Source organism: Candidatus Peregrinibacteria bacterium (assembly GCA_016699755.1).
Classification (GTDB): Bacteria; Patescibacteriota; Gracilibacteria; order CAIRYL01.
Genome location: CP065009.1, coordinates 170,838 through 189,241, shown reverse-complemented (window position 1 = coordinate 189,241; position 18,404 = coordinate 170,838). Strand labels below are relative to the sequence as shown.

The window sequence follows — 18,404 nt, the reverse complement described above, 5'->3', positions numbered from 1 at the left end:
AGAAGAATGCCAAAAGAATGAACTTTTTTTTCATTTCTGATCTGGATGAGAAATAGTGCAGAGCTGATCAAACGAAGAGTTAATATTTGAAATCATGGTATTCGCTTTTTCCACAAGATCGTGAAGTTCTTGAAGAATGGCAGAAATTTTCTTCCCAAGATACCCAAGCGTTTTTCGGTTTTCATCAATATGAATAAGATTTCGTACAGTGGTATCAAAAATAGCAATAGAAACCGATTGGTGTTCACGACAGAGCTCGTGCATACCAAGAACCCGTTTTCGCGATTCAATGAGAGAATCTTTGCCTTCTGCTTGCAATCCGCAAGAAGATCGAATGCGTTTTTCTATTTCAGAAAATCCAGAAATTTCCGAAAGTGTTTTTGAAGGAGAAAGTCCCAAAGCGCATCCTGTTCGTTCTCCTGGCGAAGAACCACCAAGAGCAGTTTCGGGTGAAAGCGATGAGGATTCTTCCTCTTGTTCCTCCTGAGGATTCAACACGAGATCACAGACCGATTCGAGAAAACAACGATTTCGAAGCGAGAGTGCTCGATATCCACTCCAGAGATCGGCAGAAGCAACATTATTTTGTGAAAGAAATTCCGTGAGATCGTTTTCAGAAAGATGTTTTGTGACTGCATCAAATGCGTCACTCCACGCCTCCTCACACTGACAAATGGCATCGTTTTCCTCGCATAAAAGTTCTGCAAAAAGAGGAGAAGGAAAGAGGAAAATGCCAACAAAAAGAAAATATCGAATTTTCATCGCGCTTCAAAAAGAGTATTTGGAACAGGGATCGTGTTGCTTTTCGCATAAAGCGCACGACGATCAGGAGAAATAATAGCGGCATATACTTCATCTCCCGAAAAAATATCAGCAGATTCTTTTAGACGATACACAACATTTCCTCGAAGACCAGAAAAAAGTGTTACTCCAGGTTCGAGTGGCAAACCTTCATCAACGGTAAAATGAGAATCATCCAACTGCGAAAAAGGAATTTCTGGCACAAGATACTTATCGGCAACCATAAAATGATGTGAATCGGAATGGAGCAGAATATCAAAAAGAGGAGTATGAGAAGCATCTTGAACAGTGAGAATAAAAGCATTGGCATTTTTTTCCGAAGAAATATTAAGAGAAAAGTGAGCATCGAGCACGCGTGCTGTTCCTCGAGGAGAAACGAAAAGAATGGGCTTCCCTTGCGAGAGAATTTTCATGCCACCAGAAAATGTGGGTGCATCTTCAGGAATCTCTTCTGCCTCCACATTATCAGTACGATCCCTATCGAGGAGATAAACACCTTCAGGGTATCCTTCGAGAAACGCTGGCTCTGGCAACATTCGAACATCAGAATTTCCAGACGAAGCGATACGAACAGAAAAAAGTGTTTCCCCTGTCTCAGTTTCCACTGCCACCACTCCTCCAAACTCTGTTGGTTGCAAGGTCACTGCTTCTGAAAAAGACGTAACGCGCCCTGTTTCGCCATGAACAATTGCTTGTATTTCCTGAGTATTTTCTCGAATGAGTTCCATACCAGAAGCCAGTGAAAAATCGCTCACCGAAAATTCTCCATTTTCATTAGTAAAATAGGCACCATTTTCATTTGCAGAAGATGTTTCGACAGGAATTTCCCATCCTCCATGTTTTCGAAAAAGGTGAAGAGGAATACGAGAAGCTTTGGGAAAAATAGAACCAGAAAGCACTCCGTCTTTTGAGAAAGAAGAGAGAAATATTTCGGGAACACGTACCGAAATTTCTACGGATTGTTTTGTTCCGTCTTGATTTTGAAGAATTTCCCGATATATTCCCGGAACTTCTGGTGCATGCAAAAGCGCATCAATTTCGGTGTGTTCTTCGGTATCTGACTGATCTGAATTTCTAGGAGCAAGGTAGGATTCAAGCGAGCTAGGAAGAAATTGATTACCCTCCTCTGATGAAAGAGATTCATCTGCAAACGCATGAGGAATAAGAAGCTCTCGCAGGAAAGAGAGAGGAGAAGATGATTCCAAATCTTCTTTTGGTTCAATAACTTCTGGATACAAATCTTCAAAAAGAATTTTTTCGGTACGAATCGTATCTGGACCAAGATTCCATTCTCTACTGGAAGAGTCTTTTGAAAGTGGCATCACAAAATGAGTTTCAGAATCAGTAGAAAATCCGCTCGGACGAATTTCGAAAACGCGAATAAAAAACGCCTTGTTTGGGGGAAGCGGAATATGAACCGATTGACTGGTAAACTCACGCACGAGAAGGTTTCCAGAAAATTTATGCCCTTCTACTGTTACTTCTGAAGGGAGAAAGTGATTGGAGTCGCTCTCCTTGGGAACAAATCGGGAAGCGAGGAGAAGCGCTTCATACACTTCGTCATCTTCTCGAGGAAATGTGAAGAAATTCCGACGGTTCGCAATAACAATACGAATGCCAAGAAGATCATCATCAAAACGAGAAGCAAAGCGAATCTGTGCAGATTTTTCACCTGCTGTAACAGAAATATTTTTTACCGCCTCAGTCACAAAAGGAAGATTCATAGTATCTCCAATTTCTGGAAGTGATGTCTCAAAAACGGGAAGAGTATGTTTCAGCATATTTTCTTTCAGGTACACACCACGACTCGTAATGAGGAGCATATCTTTATCACCATCTCCATCAAAATCGAGAAGACGAATTTTTTCGAGAATACTCACAAGATCGTCATTTAAGAGGATTCTTTCTCCATTTTCTCCACACTCGGCAAACACACCATCACGAACAACTGGCTCTTCTTCTGGAGGAAGAAATCGCCCTCCATCCGATGAATTTTCTCCGCCTGCGGGATCTCCGTTCGGAATAATATTTTGACTATTGAAATCAGATGAAGGAGAAGAGAGGGGTATTGGTTCCGCCGAAGGCGCAGGAAGAAGTTCATCATCACTCGAGAATAGGGTAACTTCAGAACTCAAAAGTGAATCAGGGAAAACATCTCCCGAAAGATCAAAAGGATCAGCTCCAGCAAGAAGCGCCGTATGACGATCGCGCGATGATTGTTCGAGGGAAGCAACTTCTCTTCGAATTTCCGAAAGACGATCAACTGCCGGAAGCGTTTCAGGAAGAGAAACAGGCGCAAGTCCAAGACGTCCAGAAAGTTCTTGTACAGAATAGGTATTTGTAAAGAGCGCGTCTTTCGCTCGGACGGATTCTGCCAAAAGTTCCGCACTCAATTCCGCAAAAAGCTCTTCCTTGGAAGAATGTTTACTAAGGACTGGAACTGATCTTTTTATATCTTGCATCATCTCATTTTGTGCTTTTCGTGCGGCTCCTGCCATATTGGTGATTGCTTTATTCCAAGGATCAAAAATACTTCGGAATACATCTGTGAGGCTGTTCCCCACAGAAAAATCAAGATTTGTTTCGACATCAATTCGAATCTCACGAATGGAAGGAACACGAATATCTGGAGCAAGTGCCGCTGTAAAATCGAATCGAAGCATAGAAATAAGAGGACGAGCTGTAAGCCCTTCAATAACAGATTTCAACGTTTCCTCCTGTATAGGAAATGCACTTCGCTTAAAGAGACAGAGGATTTGAAGGTACGGACGAATAACAGAGAGAAGACTCGAAATAACCCCCGGAAAGTCTGGCAACCGTGGCGCCGGTGGCAAATCGGGCAGAGTAATGCGCGGAATATCGGGAAACGGCGGAAGCATAGCATCAATATTGATGGTGAGATCGGGGAGAAGCGGAATACCAGGGAGAACGATATTAATTCGCGGAGGACCAGAAAGATCGAGTTGCGGAAGTTTTGGAAAAGTAATGGCAACAAACTGCAATCGTGGCTTTGGCAAGGGAATATTAATGCCACCTTTTATTTTTGAGAGATCAAGGACAATATTTGGGAGACGAGGAAACGTAATAATAGGAGGACTCGCAATAACATTGAAAAAGAGCTGGAACATGCTCACAACATTTTCCCCACGATCGGTTTTGCAGAGGTGGCAATAGCGCTCATAATCGAGGAAAACATCTTTAATTGCCTCCCATGATTTCGTAATTTCCTTGAGCACATAATAGAGTTGAATCCAATCTTCAAGCCGACGCTGGTTTTTCTTGAACCACGTTGCGATATCAAGAATAGTAAAATCTAAAAAGCAAAGAATTTGATTCATCCACTGCGCTACCATGGCATCGATATTGGCAATATCAAATGGCTGATTGAGGAAATTTTCGAGCGTTCGGAGATTTTGTTGAACCGTAGAAACGAGATGATCAGCATTGACGAGAATTTTATCTCGAACCGCCTCCCATGCAGAACACTCTAATAGCGTTTTTCCCTCTGGACAATGCGCCCACTCTTTTTTTGCACGCTGAATTTCTTTTTTTGCATTTTCGTTCCAGAGCAAAAGATCTGCCTGAAGTGCAAAAATTTGACCTCGAGAAAGGTGAGGAACCTTGATAGGAACATCAATCGGACGAATATTAACGAGAGGAAAGTTATTGAGTGCATCATAAAGATCTTCCATACTCTCAATTTTTTGGTTAACGGAATTCTGAAATCCCTTTTCTTCCGCAATGGTTTGCCGCGCTTTTTGTTCCATTTCTTTTCGATCGGTGTGTACTACTTTTGGAGTCTCTTCGAACGCATTTATTGTTTCCTTCACTCCACTAAGAGCGCCACTTGCTCCTTCTTCGACACCTTCAATAAGCTGATTTCCGGCAGAAGAAGCAGTATTTTTCGCCTCAGAAAACTTCTCTTGAAACCGCTCAGGAGAAAACGCACTGAAATCGGGATAGTAGACCGTAATGCTTGGAAGTTGGAACATTGCATGAAATTCCTGAACCTGCGCTGTCACCCATCCCCAAGGGAATTGTGTTACTCGTGCATTTCGGTTGGAAGCGTTTCCAAAAGAATATGAAAATGTTCCGAGTGATCCAGAGGAAAAAAGAAGTCCGCGGAGCCCTGGCATAGAACGGCGGCGGATACCATATTGTCCCGTATTTGTTGTTGTGACGATTTGGCAAGAATTGCCATCGTCGGTGTCATCAACACGAGGCTGTTTTCCCTTATATTCATCACAGAGTGTACCTATATTGAGCTTTGCTGGAGCAAATGCCATGCATGCCCCACCAAGACCGGTTGCTGCTGCCACACCAGTACAGAAGGCAATGCCTATTCCAGCAGTAAGTGTTGGTGAAACGTAAAATCGATAGACAGAATCTGGATAACACGAGAGTCCATGACACACAAACGGAAAATTGGGAAGAATCCCAAAAATAGGCCAGCCCGAAACGCCTCCCGACGGAATGCCAAGTCCTGTTTGAATATCTTTAAACATATCATTTAGTGCGCTCGTTGCACTTGAGATGGTATTGGTGATACCCGAAAGTGCATCAGTGATAGCAGGAGAAAACTGCGGAACATCGGCACTGACTTTTGTATTCCCCCGAAAAGAACTCACGAGTTTTTCAAAGAGATTGAGTGGACCAGGAACGAGAAATGCGTAGTTAACGGGAATGTTGAGACATCCGCCATCACACCGACTGTAAGACATGAGTTCTTGAGCAAAGCTTCCCACTTTTCGGAGACGACTTTCTCCATTCCAACCGGTTTCGTCTTTGTTTCCGAGTGTTTCATCCCATGCATCAGGAATACCATCACCATCGGTGTCATTTCGGTACGGATCGGCGACAGGTTTACTAGAATCGGGCAGTCCATCACCATCTGCATCTCCGGTGAGACTATCGGGGTTTCCATCGCCATCTGCATCAACTGGATCTTGAAAAATACCCGGAATTTGCTCTTCGGGATGTTCCTCAAAATATTCTGCGTATTGCCGATTCCCTTGAGAAAGAAAATGGATCATTCCATTCAGTCCCGGAATAATAACGGAAATATCTGGGAGACCATCTGCAGGAAATTTCGGGGGGAAATCGAGATCATCACGAATGAGGAAGCGGATATCAGTATCTCCCACCATTGTTGCGGTAAAGGAGAATTCTGCTGATTCTCCGGCAGAGAGCAATATATTCAGTATGCGAATTCCTTGATCGCCCAAATATTCTAAGTGCGGAACAGGACGGTCACTTGACCACGATTTTGGAACCTGAAGAGAATCTTCATGAACAGAAAAAGCAGGGTTGAGAACATGTGCAAGTGAAAAATGTCGACTCTCAGCAGAACCATTTTGAATCTGAAGTGTAAAAGAAATTTCATCATCTTCTTCTACATCTCCTCCATTTATATCATGAGCAAAAAGCGAAACCGAAATATCAGGATATTCATCAATTTTTGTAAAGACACCAATCCTTCTTGAATCTGAAGGAGCTTCTTCAGGAATCGTCATTTCCGAAAATGATTCTGGATACGATCTCTGAACACCAAATAGCCCCTCCCACTGAGACTCAGTGAATGCATCACTCGTCCCTGCTTCTACATCGGGAAAGAGATCGGCAAGTGTAAGGATCCCCTCACTTTTTCCAGAAGCTTTCCCTAAAAAGAGCGGGTAGAGTTTTTCTGTTCTTTCGGCAATATCTGGGGCACTTATCAGCGTATTGTCGAGTGCAAGATCCGTTTCATCGAGAGAGAGCCCAAAGTTTCCAAGTTTCGTAGAGTGATCCGCCGAGAATCCGTTCGCAGATCCCCAAAAAATAAGTAGGTCTCCAGAGCTTGCTCGTGCCAAAATATCGGGAAATCCATCAACATCAAAATCACCAGTATCAACATCTGCCAACGAAACGTCTGGCAGAGAGGAAGTTTTTTCTCGCGTAAAACGCTCTCCCTGATTCGAAAAAGTTTGGAGCGTTTTTTTGTCATCTACGGCAACAACATCAGCAAATCCATCTTTCTCTAAATCGGGAGTGGCGATCACACGAATTCCTTCTGGGTTTTTTGCAACAAATCCAACATCGTGAAATTCAAGATTACCATCATTTCGAAGCATGCGTACTTGTCCGCGATTATCGGCAAGAAAAATATCAAGATCATTATCTCCGTCTCCATCTGCCACAGAAGAAGAAACAATTCGAGAAATATCGCTCCGAAAGAGTTCATCCCCTACTGCACGATCAAAACCGTCAATCATGACTTTATCGTTTCCAAGTGCCAACGAAGGATCACCAAGAAGGACTCCCGATGGACCAAATGATCCACGCGCCGCTTCTCCTACAGGAACGCCAGAGGCAATCTGAAGCGCAAAGTGATCATCTTCATGAAAACCAGCGGCAAAAAGTGTATCTGCATTTTCGAGAGCACGCCCACCAGAAAAAAGAACCGTTGAGGAATTTTCTTCGGTAAGAGAAAAGCCGAGTTCTCCATTGGTATTCTCAGGAAGAGGTGCCAAAAAGAAGTGTGTTTCTGGAAATTGTTCAGGGGCGAGATTCGCTCCGACGATTGTTACCCGAAACACATCAACTCCCTTAAAACGAATGAGAATCTCAGGAAGGCTTCCGTTCGACTCAAATATGGCGGAAAATTGAGTATCGCGTATGTCCACACCATCTGTTTTGAACGAAATGGCATCTTGTCCATTCCGAGTGAGAACAAAATGATCCTTCTCTTCATGGAGGGTCATAGCATCAGAGGATGCCAAAAAATCGAGATACATCCCCGGTGTGGGGAGTGTTGATTGTGAAAGAAAAGGAGTGTCAAATACTTTTCCCGATTTAGGAAGAACAATGCGATACCTCGTAAGAAGACTTTTCGATTTCTCGCCAATGCCAAAACGAAGAGTAGAAAGATCAAGTGGAACCACTGAAAGTGCAGTATCAACAAGAGAAACACTTCCGTTTCCATACACGCTCGCCCGAACATTTGGAACGTGATTAGAAAAAAGAGAAGAAAGCACCGATTGCGAACGTCCAGAAAAAAGAACCGCATTGGCAATAGGATCACCATTCCCCGAAAAATCAGAAAAATTGGATCCGAATAGTGCAGAAATCGGTGCATTGGGCTTTAGATTTCGCATATCTTCCGTTGTTATTTTTGCCACAATACGGAGAGAAACCGGAAGAGTTCGTTTTCCATCCGCACGGATAATCAGACGAATAGTTCCGGCGGTATTCAGCGCAGTAATGCGAAATATCCCATTTCCAAGTGAAGCAATATCCGCAAGATGTGCTGTTTTTTCTGTAGCAATAAGTGTTGCGGCAGAAATAGGAGCTTCGGCAGAATCGAGTACCTGTACTTCCACAGATTCATGAAGATTGAGTGCATTGGGAAGCGATGGAGAAAGATGCATATCAATATCTTCCGTTTCGGCATCAGCATAGAGAGTGATATGAGCCGGAGAGAATCCCTGAACTGTTGCAATAACATCTGTTTCACCATGAGTTAAAAGAAGTTGCCCCTCCCCTTTTCCATTTTGAAGAGGAACAGTAGATGTAAGCACTGTTGCGAGCAGAGGATTTGAAACTGAGACACCAGCAGTTCCAGAAAAGGAAGAAAGAAGCGTTTCACTCGCATCATTTACAGAAATCGTAAATCGATGAAATGCACTGCTGTCTCCTGGACTTGCCGCAAGTGGAGTTATTTTTACTGTTCCATTTTGAATAACCGAAAAGGAAAAGGATTTTTCTGGAAATCCAGAAGAACTCACAACAAAACTGGCGGAATTGGAAGAGACACGAAGACGAAGAAGATATTGACCAGAAACCGCGGTGTCAGAAAAAACTCCAGAAGAATCGGTTTTTCCAGAGGTATTTAAAAGTGTGATTCCCGATTGAGGAAGAATGGAAAATGGAATTCTGCCCGAAAGCGGATATTCTTGATTATCAAGAAAACGAATGGTGACAACCCCCTCCCAAGGAGTAACAATTTGGTTTCCAGAGGAAGCGAGAATTTGAATATGACTCCCCTGAGAAATAACTGGATCGATACGTAAGAGATCATCGAAGGTTTTATGATCATTAAACTTCAGTGTAGAAGAAAGCGAACAAGCATTCACCATTCTTACTTTAACGGGAGTTTTGAGAGTTTCTTTGAGCCAACAGAGAAATGCCGGAAACCATTCAAGAACAGAAACCCCCTCAGAAAACGGCTTTCCTGTACACTTATCAATATCGTTTTTCTCATTGCCATTATTATGAGAATTCCCTTGTGCTTCTTCATTTGCGTCTTCCCATTCGGGATCATCCCCTGGCAATAAAAGTTCTTCTTCTCCGCCCCACCACAAAGCATTTGTGTCTCCATCTGCACGAAAATATCCCATTTCATATCCAGGTATCTTTCCGTTCAGAGTTTCTGGTGGATTTTCTCCGAAAAAAATACGGATTACCTCTTGGTGTTTCTCATCTGCAGAAAGATTCCGCCAGCGAAGGAATTCAGAAAGAAGTGGATCACCATGCCAACTGATTTCGCCTCCCCCTTCTCCAAAGAGAAATCCACTTTCGGGAACCGCAACAACAGGAAAGACAAGTGTTTCCCGAAGATCCATGTTGTCGAGAAATCCAGAAATTCGATCTACTGCACGCCATGGATAAGAAGAGCGCGGAGAAAGACCCTCTTGCGGATCCCATAGAAGATTTTGTATGAGGTAATCGTCATACGGATGATACACAAAAACAGCACCACCATTTGCAATAAATTCAGGGAATGAAAGCGGAGTATTCCCAGAAGAAGCACCTTCCTCAGAAGGAGGGATACTTTCGAGAAGTGTAAAAATTTTTGTTTTTAGCACTTCGTCTGCCTCATCGGAAAAATGGTTCCAAAGTTCCGAACGTCCGTTCGCAGTAGGAAATGCAGATTGTAAGAGTGGTTCAGCACGCTCAAGAAAAGTGAGCAACCAATCGGAAAGATTGACATCTTCCCAAAAAGGAATTAGTTGCCCTTCCTTTTTCTCAAGACCATGCGTTTCAGCGCGAACATACGCGAGATAACTCTCGAAATTTGAGAAGAGTATTCTCGCCCGCATCTCCTTTTCAAATTCAAGGAAGACAGAAACAACCTTTTTTTTCAGGGCGACATCATCGTACTTTACGTCTGCAAGATCAATTTCAAAAACATCAGGAAAAAAGATATTAATACGATTTCCTGCTGGTCCCTGAAAATCTACACGTCGATCATCATCTGCAGGAATAGCGCCCGAGAGAATATCTTTCACGGCACGAGAAATAGTCTCTGGACGTGGTTCATTGTGCACTACAACACTCGATATTTTTTGAAGAGGAAAAAAAGGAAACCCCTTTTTATACGGTGAAAACTCTAGTGACGTTGAATTACCATTTCCACTTCCGGCAGCGAGGAGATCCGTGATATTTCTTTCAATTGTTCCCCAATCTTCTATACCCACCACTCCTTTTTCATCATATTCATGAAAAGGAGTTCCTGAAAGGAAAAGTGGTGTTTTTGGATTTTGAAGAAGAATACGCTTCTCTGAAGGAAGAAAATTTAGCGTACTGCAATCGACAAAAGAATCACTCTTTCCTTCAGGAAGTGTTTTTCCGCCCTGTTCGTCAAACACATTCCATGTCGCCGCCTCGGGGTGACATTGTTTTGGATCAAAGGAATACATAATGCAACATTTTCCGTACATAGCACACTGTTTTTCATACACAACATCTGGATCATCTGGAAGAAGATTCCAGAGATGATTCATTTCTGTTCGCTGAGAGGTGTCACCAAACGTTCGATACCGTTCTTCTACATCTCCTTCTTCTCGTGGAGAACACTGTTCGGCGCGCTCTTTTTCTGAGAGATCATCAGGAGAAAGACACTTTGGAAATGTCCCTCGCACCAAAGCACACTCTTCGGCACGAGTAATATCTTCTCCTTTTTGTCCATGAAAATAATTTGGAAGAAAATCGTAATCTGACTCAGCTTTTGTATTTCCAAGAAGATCTTCTGTGCGTTTCCACTTCACCACAACCTCTTTCGAAACAACGGAAAATGGTTTTTGCCATTTTTCTTCAATATACCGCGTAATTTCTTCTTCAAAATGGACAGAAAAATCACGCAAAAAATCGCGTGAAAGTACATCCATACGGCTCATAAGAAGCGGAATAGCATCCGCTGTTTCTTCCTCAAGCATCCAACGACCGCTTCCACGAATTTCCGATTCCGCTTCACTCAAGTATCCAGACGTAACCTCGGCATATTTCGGAAGATACTGAAGAATTTGTTCTCGCGCCAAAGAATCGGGAAAAGGAAAGTCTGAAAGACTCTTTCTCATTTCCTCATATTTTTTTTGAAATTCCTCTGGAAGATCCTTGGTGTTGAGCGTTGCATCGGAAGTACTATTGAAAAGCGCAACAACATCATCGAGAAATCTTTTGTTATAGCGGTAAAATGCGAGATCCGACGCAAAGATACCTTCCGCCGCCTCGTACATAGCAGAAAAGAGCGGAGATCGTGAACGACTTTCTTCTGGAAAATCAGCAAAAAAGAGGGCTTGTTTAGAGGGAGGAATATCGCCTGTATGATACGCATGATTTTTGTCGAAATATTCTGAGAGCCACTCTTCTTCCGTTTTTTTGTCATTTTTCGGCGCACGAATAAGCCCATGAAATACCTCTGCTTTCATTTCTCGATTGTCTGGATTTTCTTGAAACACCTGAGTGGCGTTGCTCCAGAGAAATGCCGGATCTTCAAAATCGGTATAGGGAAATACCGAAGCTACATCGGAAACACGGCTTCGAATAGTGGGAAGTGGCACCTGTCCAATAAGCACTACTCCCGAAAGACGAAAGAGTATATTCTCTCGACGATGACCGGTAAAATAGAATTTTTCGAGAAGTGCAAAAAGATTCCCCTGAGATTCTGTTTTTAAAATGGGAAGCACAAGTACTCTCGTTTGTGGAAGTGAGCTCTGTACATCCTTTGCATAACGATAGATTTTTCCAGAGAGATTCGTTTCATCATCAGGGTTCCCCTGAAAAAGGGAAGATTCTACGAAAAGCACAACAAGTCTTCGCTCTTCCTCTCCTGGTGCGGCATACGTTCCGAGAGGATTTATGAGAAGCGGAGCAAGAAGTATAATAGAGCAGATAATGGAAACAATTTGTTGCCAAAACGCAAATGAACAGCGCCGCTGCTTCTTTTTTGAGAAAGGCTTCTTCAAAGGAATTTTATTCTCTGGATTCTATCAAAATAGCTTTCAGAAAGCACGAAAAATTGGTTGAGTGCATATGAACTCTATGTCATATTCGTCTTTGTAAAAGTATTTTCAAAAGACTATGTCTCACAAACACCTTAAAAATCCTGATAACCTCTTGAGAAATGCTTTCTGCGTAAATTTTGTGAATGGCGAGCCTCCTTTTGGAACACCAGAGCCTCATGGCGACCATTACCTTAATATTCTTGCAGGGCATCTTGGGGGAAGCGCTATTATCTTTTCCCCCGATCCAAAATTTACCGAATATTTGAAAAAAAATGGCTTTTGGAATGGAGATGAAATTGATGTTGGAAAGGCAACTCAAGAGGAATTCCCTGGGGGATCTCCTGAAGAAATGCTTCTGAAAATACTAGAGAATAGCGCCCATCCCCTTCACGAAAAAATAAAAAAACAAATGCAAGGCATAGATGGGCTTCTTATGAGCTTTGTTACGGAAACATCTATAAAAATTGCAAATATCACAGGTCTTCCGCTCAACAATATTGCTCGCACGCAACAAGCGGATGCGAGAGAAATTTCACGGAAAGCGAACTCCAAAACATTTCTTAGAGAACAGGCAGATCAATATTCATACGCTGTTCCAACAGGCTTCTCTCTTACTGAACCAAAAGATCTAGAAAATATTAAAGATTTTGTTCAAAAACTTCTGGAAGATTTTAAGAAACATGTACCAGAAAGCCCACGAGAAGAGAGCCGGAAAATGAAACTTTGGATAAAGTATGATTCTCTTTCTGGAGGAGACGGTGTTATTCCCCTTGAAATCCAAAAAGAAGAAAATAGCACTTCATCGTTCTTAGGAATCATCCAACAACTCATTTCTATAGGAGAAAAATTAAAATTCTTTTCTGAAAACGACAAAGGAAGAAAAAAGAAACTGGAAAAAATACTTTCTATTCTTCCTATTGTTGTGGAGGCAGATTTAAATACGCTCCCTGATACAGAACGAACTATTGCCAATTTCAACGTACAGGCTTTTATATCTGATGATGATATTGAAATAATCGACACCTCTGCTCAACGCACATCAGAAAATGGAAATTATCTTGGAAATGAGCTTCCTCTCACAAGAGAAGAAGAACTGCACAGAGTTATGGCGGAAAAGACATTTTTGAAAACATGTAAAGGGATGCAGGAATCGGGGTATCGGGGATATTGCGGAGGAGATATTATGGTTTTGGAAAAAGAAGATGGGAGCATTACTGCAATCATTTTTGATTTTAACGGACGCCCAAATGCGAGCACACCATTTCTTCGACAGGTTCACAAACTTCAAAAAGAACTCGATCAACCAATATATGCACTAAATACAAACCTCACTTTTCCATATCCAGTGGATTTTATGGAATTTAAAAGAACTTTGGGAGACCTTCTCTACCAAGGAGAAGGCTCAAAACATGAAGGAGTTATTCCTACTGCTTTTCGATCAAGAGGAGAGATTTTAGACCCCGTTGTAAAGGTTTCTATTGTCGCAAGAACAAGAGAGCAGTATGAAAAAATGCTAGAAAATCTCTCAGAAAAAGGAATTAGAATTTCCTAGAAACAACTCCTATAATGACTCTGTTTTTTAAGAATAATGAAAAAAATTATTATTACACACGTTGGAGCATGGAACACAAAAGAGGGAGATGTTCAAAATACAGAAAAAATTCTTGCTGAAAATGCCGCGATAGAAGGAATGAAGGAAGAGAACACAGAAGAAATGACGGTCAAAGCCGTTTCTTTTCTTGAAAATGCCCCCGAACTCGATGCTGGAACAGGGAGTATTTTGCAAATTGACGGCTGTTGTCGAATGGACTCAGCAATAGCCGATTCCGAAAGAGGGTATGCCGGCATACTACAAATTGAAAACATAAAAAATCCTGCTCTCGTGGCAAAAAGACTTTTACAGTACGGATATCATAGTATTCTCTCTGGAAAAGGCGCTCAAGCATTTGCGCTTGAAGAAGGACTGGAACTTGCAAATGTTATAACAGAATCTCGTTGGCAACAGTATACAGAAAAACGAAAACTCATTCCTGACCCCCTCTATCGAAATTTAGCGACTAATCAAAAAGCTCTTAATGAAAAAAAACTCGGAACAGTGGGGGCTGTAGCCCTCGCAGATGGAAGGCTCACTGCCGTCAGCTCAACGGGAGGGCTTGCCTTTGGTTATCCTGGTCGAGTGGGAGATACCGCCATTTTTGGTGCTGGCATTTTTTGTAACAAAGATGTTGCTGTTACCTGCACTGGAGAAGGAGATAAAATATTACAAATGATGTTAGCACTCAAAGTGTGGCTTTATTATAAGGAAAATCAAAATTTGCAATTATCAACTCAAAAAGCAATTGAGGAATTATACAAAGACTATAATGCTCAAAGTGGCGTTATTGCCCTTTCTCGGCGAGGAGAAACCGCTGTTGCTTTTAGCACCAGTTTTTTAGCGACAAAAATTCTGGAACAGTAACCCATCCATAGAAAAAACAGAATGGTTTTTCATCAGTAAATTTTTAAAAGAAAATCTACCATTCTTTTCGTCGATAATTTCTTTACAGAGTCATTCCGAGTACTCGCTCACAGAACAAAAGGGTAAGCGCCGCAGAAAAAGGAATAATAAGATTGTCATCAATGCGTCGCCCAAAAAAAGTCCAATTCGGAAACTCAAGAATCATGGCAACAGTACTCGCTAAAAAAGCTGCACGAAAATCAACAAAAAGACCTGCCACAATGGTAGAAAGGAAAATAGCGGCAATGGGACCTTCGATTTTCTTTTTCGGATGGAAAATTGTTGCTATACGCCCCCAATGATGCCCCACCAAATTACTAAAAGTATCACCAAAAGCAAGAATAATAATACTCGCCACCGCAATAGAACGAGAAAAAAAAAGTGCTGTAACGGCACATCCAAAAAAGAACCAAATTGCCGATGTTCCAGGAACATTATCGAGATGCTTCTTTCGTTCAAAAAGAGATACTAAGCGATGAAATATTGGGAGCGAAGACTTGTGTTCTCGAAACAACAAAAAAAAGGTGAGTATTAAAAATGAAATGGCAAGCAAAAAAACGCCATCAACAATATTGAGCCACAACAAAGCGGCAACCGAGACACCAATGAGAAGATGAAGGATTTTCCGCCGTATCTCGAGGAGCTCTTCGCCTTTTTTCATGTGAATCCAGTATCTCGTGATGCCGTGAATTTTTCAAGTGAGAAATAGTTCATACGAAGAAACAGCAAGAAAGGATGAAAGTCACCTACAAAAAAACAAGGAATCCATGATTCCTTGTTTTTACAAAATTCTTATAGAGAGAAAATTTATTTATTGAGTGATTTTCGCATAAATGCCGGAACTTCCAAATCTTCCGCTTCACGTTTCACTCCAGGAAAACTCCCTTTTTCTGGAGCAATACCTTGAAAATTTGTTCGTCCCAAACGGCGAACCCCCATTCCTTCGGTTTTCTGCTGGTCGTTACTCGAACTTCGTTCGAAACCAGTGGCAATAACCGTCACCTTTACTTCTCCGGTAAACGCCTCATTCACCACGGAACCAAAAATAATATTTGCTTCCGGATCGGCGGCTTCGGTAATAATACGCGCCGCCTCATCTACCTCAAACATAGAGAGGTCGTGTCCTCCGGTAATATTGAAGAGAATTCCTTTTGCTCCATCAATAGAAAGTTCGAGAAGTGGAGAGTCAACAGCCGCTCGTGCCGCCTCTGCCGCACGATTTTCTCCGCTTCCGTATCCAATTCCCATGAGTGCTGAACCGGCATTTTGCATAATAGATTTGACGTCGGCAAAGTCCACATTAATAAGTCCGTGATTCGTAATGAGATCAGAAATCCCCTGAATACCCTGACGTAAGATATCATCAACAATAATAAAAGCATCCATGAGTGGTGTTTTTTTATCAATAACAGAGAGAATACGATCGTTTGGAATAGTAATGAGCGTATCCACTTTTTCCTCCAACTGCTTTAATCCTTCAAGCGACTTTTGACGTCGCTGTGCCCCCTCAAACCCAAATGGTCTTGTTACCACTCCTACTGTAAGAATACCCATCTCTCGGGCGAGCTCTGCAATAACAGGAGCTGCACCAGTTCCGGTTCCACCTCCTAATCCACAAGTAACAAAAACCATATCCGACCCCTCAATGGTGCTTCGAATTTCTTCAAGCGACTCCTCTGCCGATTTTTTTCCTATCTCTGGATTTGACCCAGCACCGAGCCCTTTTGTGGTCCCCTTCCCAATGTTAATTTTTCGTTTTGCGTTACAATAAAAAAGTGCCTGTGCATCGGTATTCATCTGTACAAAATCCACCCCTTCAATGCGAGCATCAATCATACGATTAATGGCATTGCTTCCACCTCCGCCAATTCCAAGAACACGAATAACCGCATTTGGCGCAAGATCAGGAGTAACTTCACTAGCATTTCCTGACGAGCGAATTCGAGACGAACCGGAAGAACCAGAGAAAATAGATTTGAGATGAACGTCGGACATGGGTAGAAAAAAAGGAAATCAAGTTCAGAAATATATTTTTAACTTTGAAGAATAATTTTGTCAATACTTTGCCCAATCTCAGGAAGAGACCCCACTTGACGCGCAATACGATCACATAACTTACGAAACGTCTTTTTTGATCCCGCGAGAAGCACAGGAGTACTTGGAACCGAACACGAAATAGAATGACGAGAAACCGCCGCCTCCCCCCCCAGCACAAGCATTTCTTGTTTAAGAATGTTTGCCTCTACACAACGAACATCGTCAAAGCGAAGAACTAAAAATTGAAATTTTTCCATCATAATCTCACGTGCTACAGGATCAACATCAATTTCGGAGAATGCATTTTTAATATCATCCACACCTTCGAAACGAACAAGGGTTATATTCATGGTTTATGGAAGAAGTTTACGGAAAAAATTTCCTGCAGAGCGAAATGCCTTTCCAAAATTAGGAAGCCGAACACCATACCGAATGGGCTCGTGCTTTGCTCCCCACACCAAAAGACCTGTTGCTGTAGCAAAACCCGGATCATCAATTTTATCCACAACGCCAGACATTCCTTGTGGAAAACCAATCTGAACAGGAAGCCCCAAAATATCTCGTGCGATGTCCGGCGCTCCAGACATTTTTACTGCCGATCCCGTCAGCACCACTCCTGCAGGAAGCATTCCATCACGATTGATTTTCCGAAGTTCATCTTTCGCAAGTACAAAAATTTCGTGATATCGCGCCTGAATAATTTCCGCGAGATGTTTTTTTGAAACCTTTTGTGTGTCAATTTTTGAAATAAGGGAGAGATCAATCATCTCTGTATCTCGTACCTCATCGGGGATAATAGTGCCATACTCAATTTTAATCTTCTCCGCCGTATCAACAGATGTTCGAAGCCCAATGGCAATATCGTTAGTCACACTCGATCCCCCCACAGGAATAACACAGGAATAAACCATAACTCCCTCTTCGTAGACCACAAGACTCGTGGCATCCGCCCCAATATCGAGGAGAAGGGCACCGAGCTCCTTTTGGCGACGTGTCAGTGCCGATTCGCTTGCAGCAAGAAATCCGGGAACAAGGTCGTCGACATCAACCCCTGCCGAATGAACGGTACGTTCGATGTTTTCCACAATTTGCTTTTGACCAGAAATAATATGAGCTTCTATTTCTAAACGAATTCCAGAGAGTCCAACGGGATTTTTGATTCCTCGCTGATTATCAACTGAAAACTCTCGCGGAAGTGTGCGAAGACGAAACCGATTTTGCGGAAGAGAAACAGCCTCCGCCGCCTCTTGAACACGATTTAAATCTGCTTCTGTAATTTCACGCCCTCCAACTGCAACAACACCACGAGAAACAGTAAACTCCAAATGAGTCCCACCAATACCAACGAAAACATGACTCACTGGAATCCCCGCCATTCGCTCTGCATCTTCAAGACTTGAAGAAATATTTGCTGTGAGTTCCTCGGGATCAACCACAACTCCTTTACGAAGACCAAGAGAAGGAGAAATGCCAACGCCAATAACATGTGGCTCTTTTTTTCCAGGCTCTAATACAGCGACCACTGTTCGAATTTTCTGGTTTCCAATATCCACTCCAACGATGATAATTTCTTTTGCCATTCGGGAATAAAAAAAGTGTTCTTTGGGAGAAAGAAGAACTCCTGATCTTTACAATAAGTTTTTCCCGAGAAAATGAGGGGAAAAACATCAAAAGTCATTCTAAAAAACCGGTAATAAAAGCGCAAACATTTTTTATGCTTTCGAGTTCTAAAATTATTTTTCGAACATTTTTTGTATTCATTTTTCAGGCTTTCACCATAACGAAAAAAGAAACCAAAAGTTGAATAC

The 18,404-nt window shown here is 42.2% G+C and carries 8 protein-coding genes; 2 read left to right on the top strand and 6 right to left on the bottom strand.

All coding sequences use genetic code 11. The features are described from left to right. Positions 1-30: 30 nt before the first annotated feature. Positions 31-762, bottom strand: coding sequence for a hypothetical protein (locus tag IPN35_00840; GenBank protein QQS59422.1), 732 nt, complete (start codon positions 760-762; stop codon positions 31-33). Beyond that, positions 759-12,023 (bottom strand): hypothetical protein, encoded by an 11,265-nt coding sequence (locus tag IPN35_00835; protein ID QQS59421.1) that lies wholly within the window; start codon positions 12,021-12,023, stop codon positions 759-761. Before IPN35_00835 ends, IPN35_00840 begins: the two co-directional genes overlap by 4 nt. A 115-nt stretch (positions 12,024-12,138) precedes the next feature. On the opposite strand from IPN35_00835, the gene IPN35_00830 reads away from it, so the two are divergent. After that, positions 12,139-13,614: a hypothetical protein gene (locus IPN35_00830; GenBank protein QQS59420.1), complete on the top strand. Its 1,476-nt coding sequence runs from the start codon at positions 12,139-12,141 to the stop codon at positions 13,612-13,614. A 36-nt stretch (positions 13,615-13,650) separates the two neighbouring features. Then, positions 13,651-14,520 carry an isoaspartyl peptidase/L-asparaginase gene (locus IPN35_00825; protein QQS59419.1) on the top strand — a complete coding sequence of 290 codons (870 nt, stop codon included), beginning with the start codon at positions 13,651-13,653 and terminating at the stop codon, positions 14,518-14,520. Positions 14,521-14,602: 82 nt separating this feature from the next. Here IPN35_00825 and IPN35_00820 read toward each other — a convergent pair whose 3' ends face one another. The 4 genes from IPN35_00820 to ftsA all read right to left on the bottom strand — a co-directional run bounded on the left by IPN35_00820 (position 14,603) and on the right by ftsA (position 18,176). After that, the gene (locus IPN35_00820) at positions 14,603-15,220 is read right to left on the bottom strand and encodes a hypothetical protein (protein QQS59418.1); all 618 of its coding nucleotides are present in this window, start codon (positions 15,218-15,220) and stop codon (positions 14,603-14,605) included. Between the two features lie 146 nt (positions 15,221-15,366). Beyond that, a complete protein-coding gene (ftsZ, locus tag IPN35_00815; protein ID QQS59417.1) occupies positions 15,367-16,554 on the bottom strand; it encodes a cell division protein FtsZ in 1,188 nt (395 codons plus the stop codon). A 38-nt stretch (positions 16,555-16,592) separates the two neighbouring features. Continuing rightward, on the bottom strand, positions 16,593-16,946 hold the full coding sequence (locus IPN35_00810) for a hypothetical protein (protein QQS59416.1): 354 nt from the start codon (positions 16,944-16,946) through the stop codon (positions 16,593-16,595). Positions 16,947-16,949: 3 nt separating this feature from the next. Next, entirely contained in the window at positions 16,950-18,176 is a 1,227-nt protein-coding gene (ftsA, locus tag IPN35_00805) for a cell division protein FtsA (protein QQS59415.1), read from the bottom strand. Between the last annotated feature and the right edge of the window lie 228 nt (positions 18,177-18,404).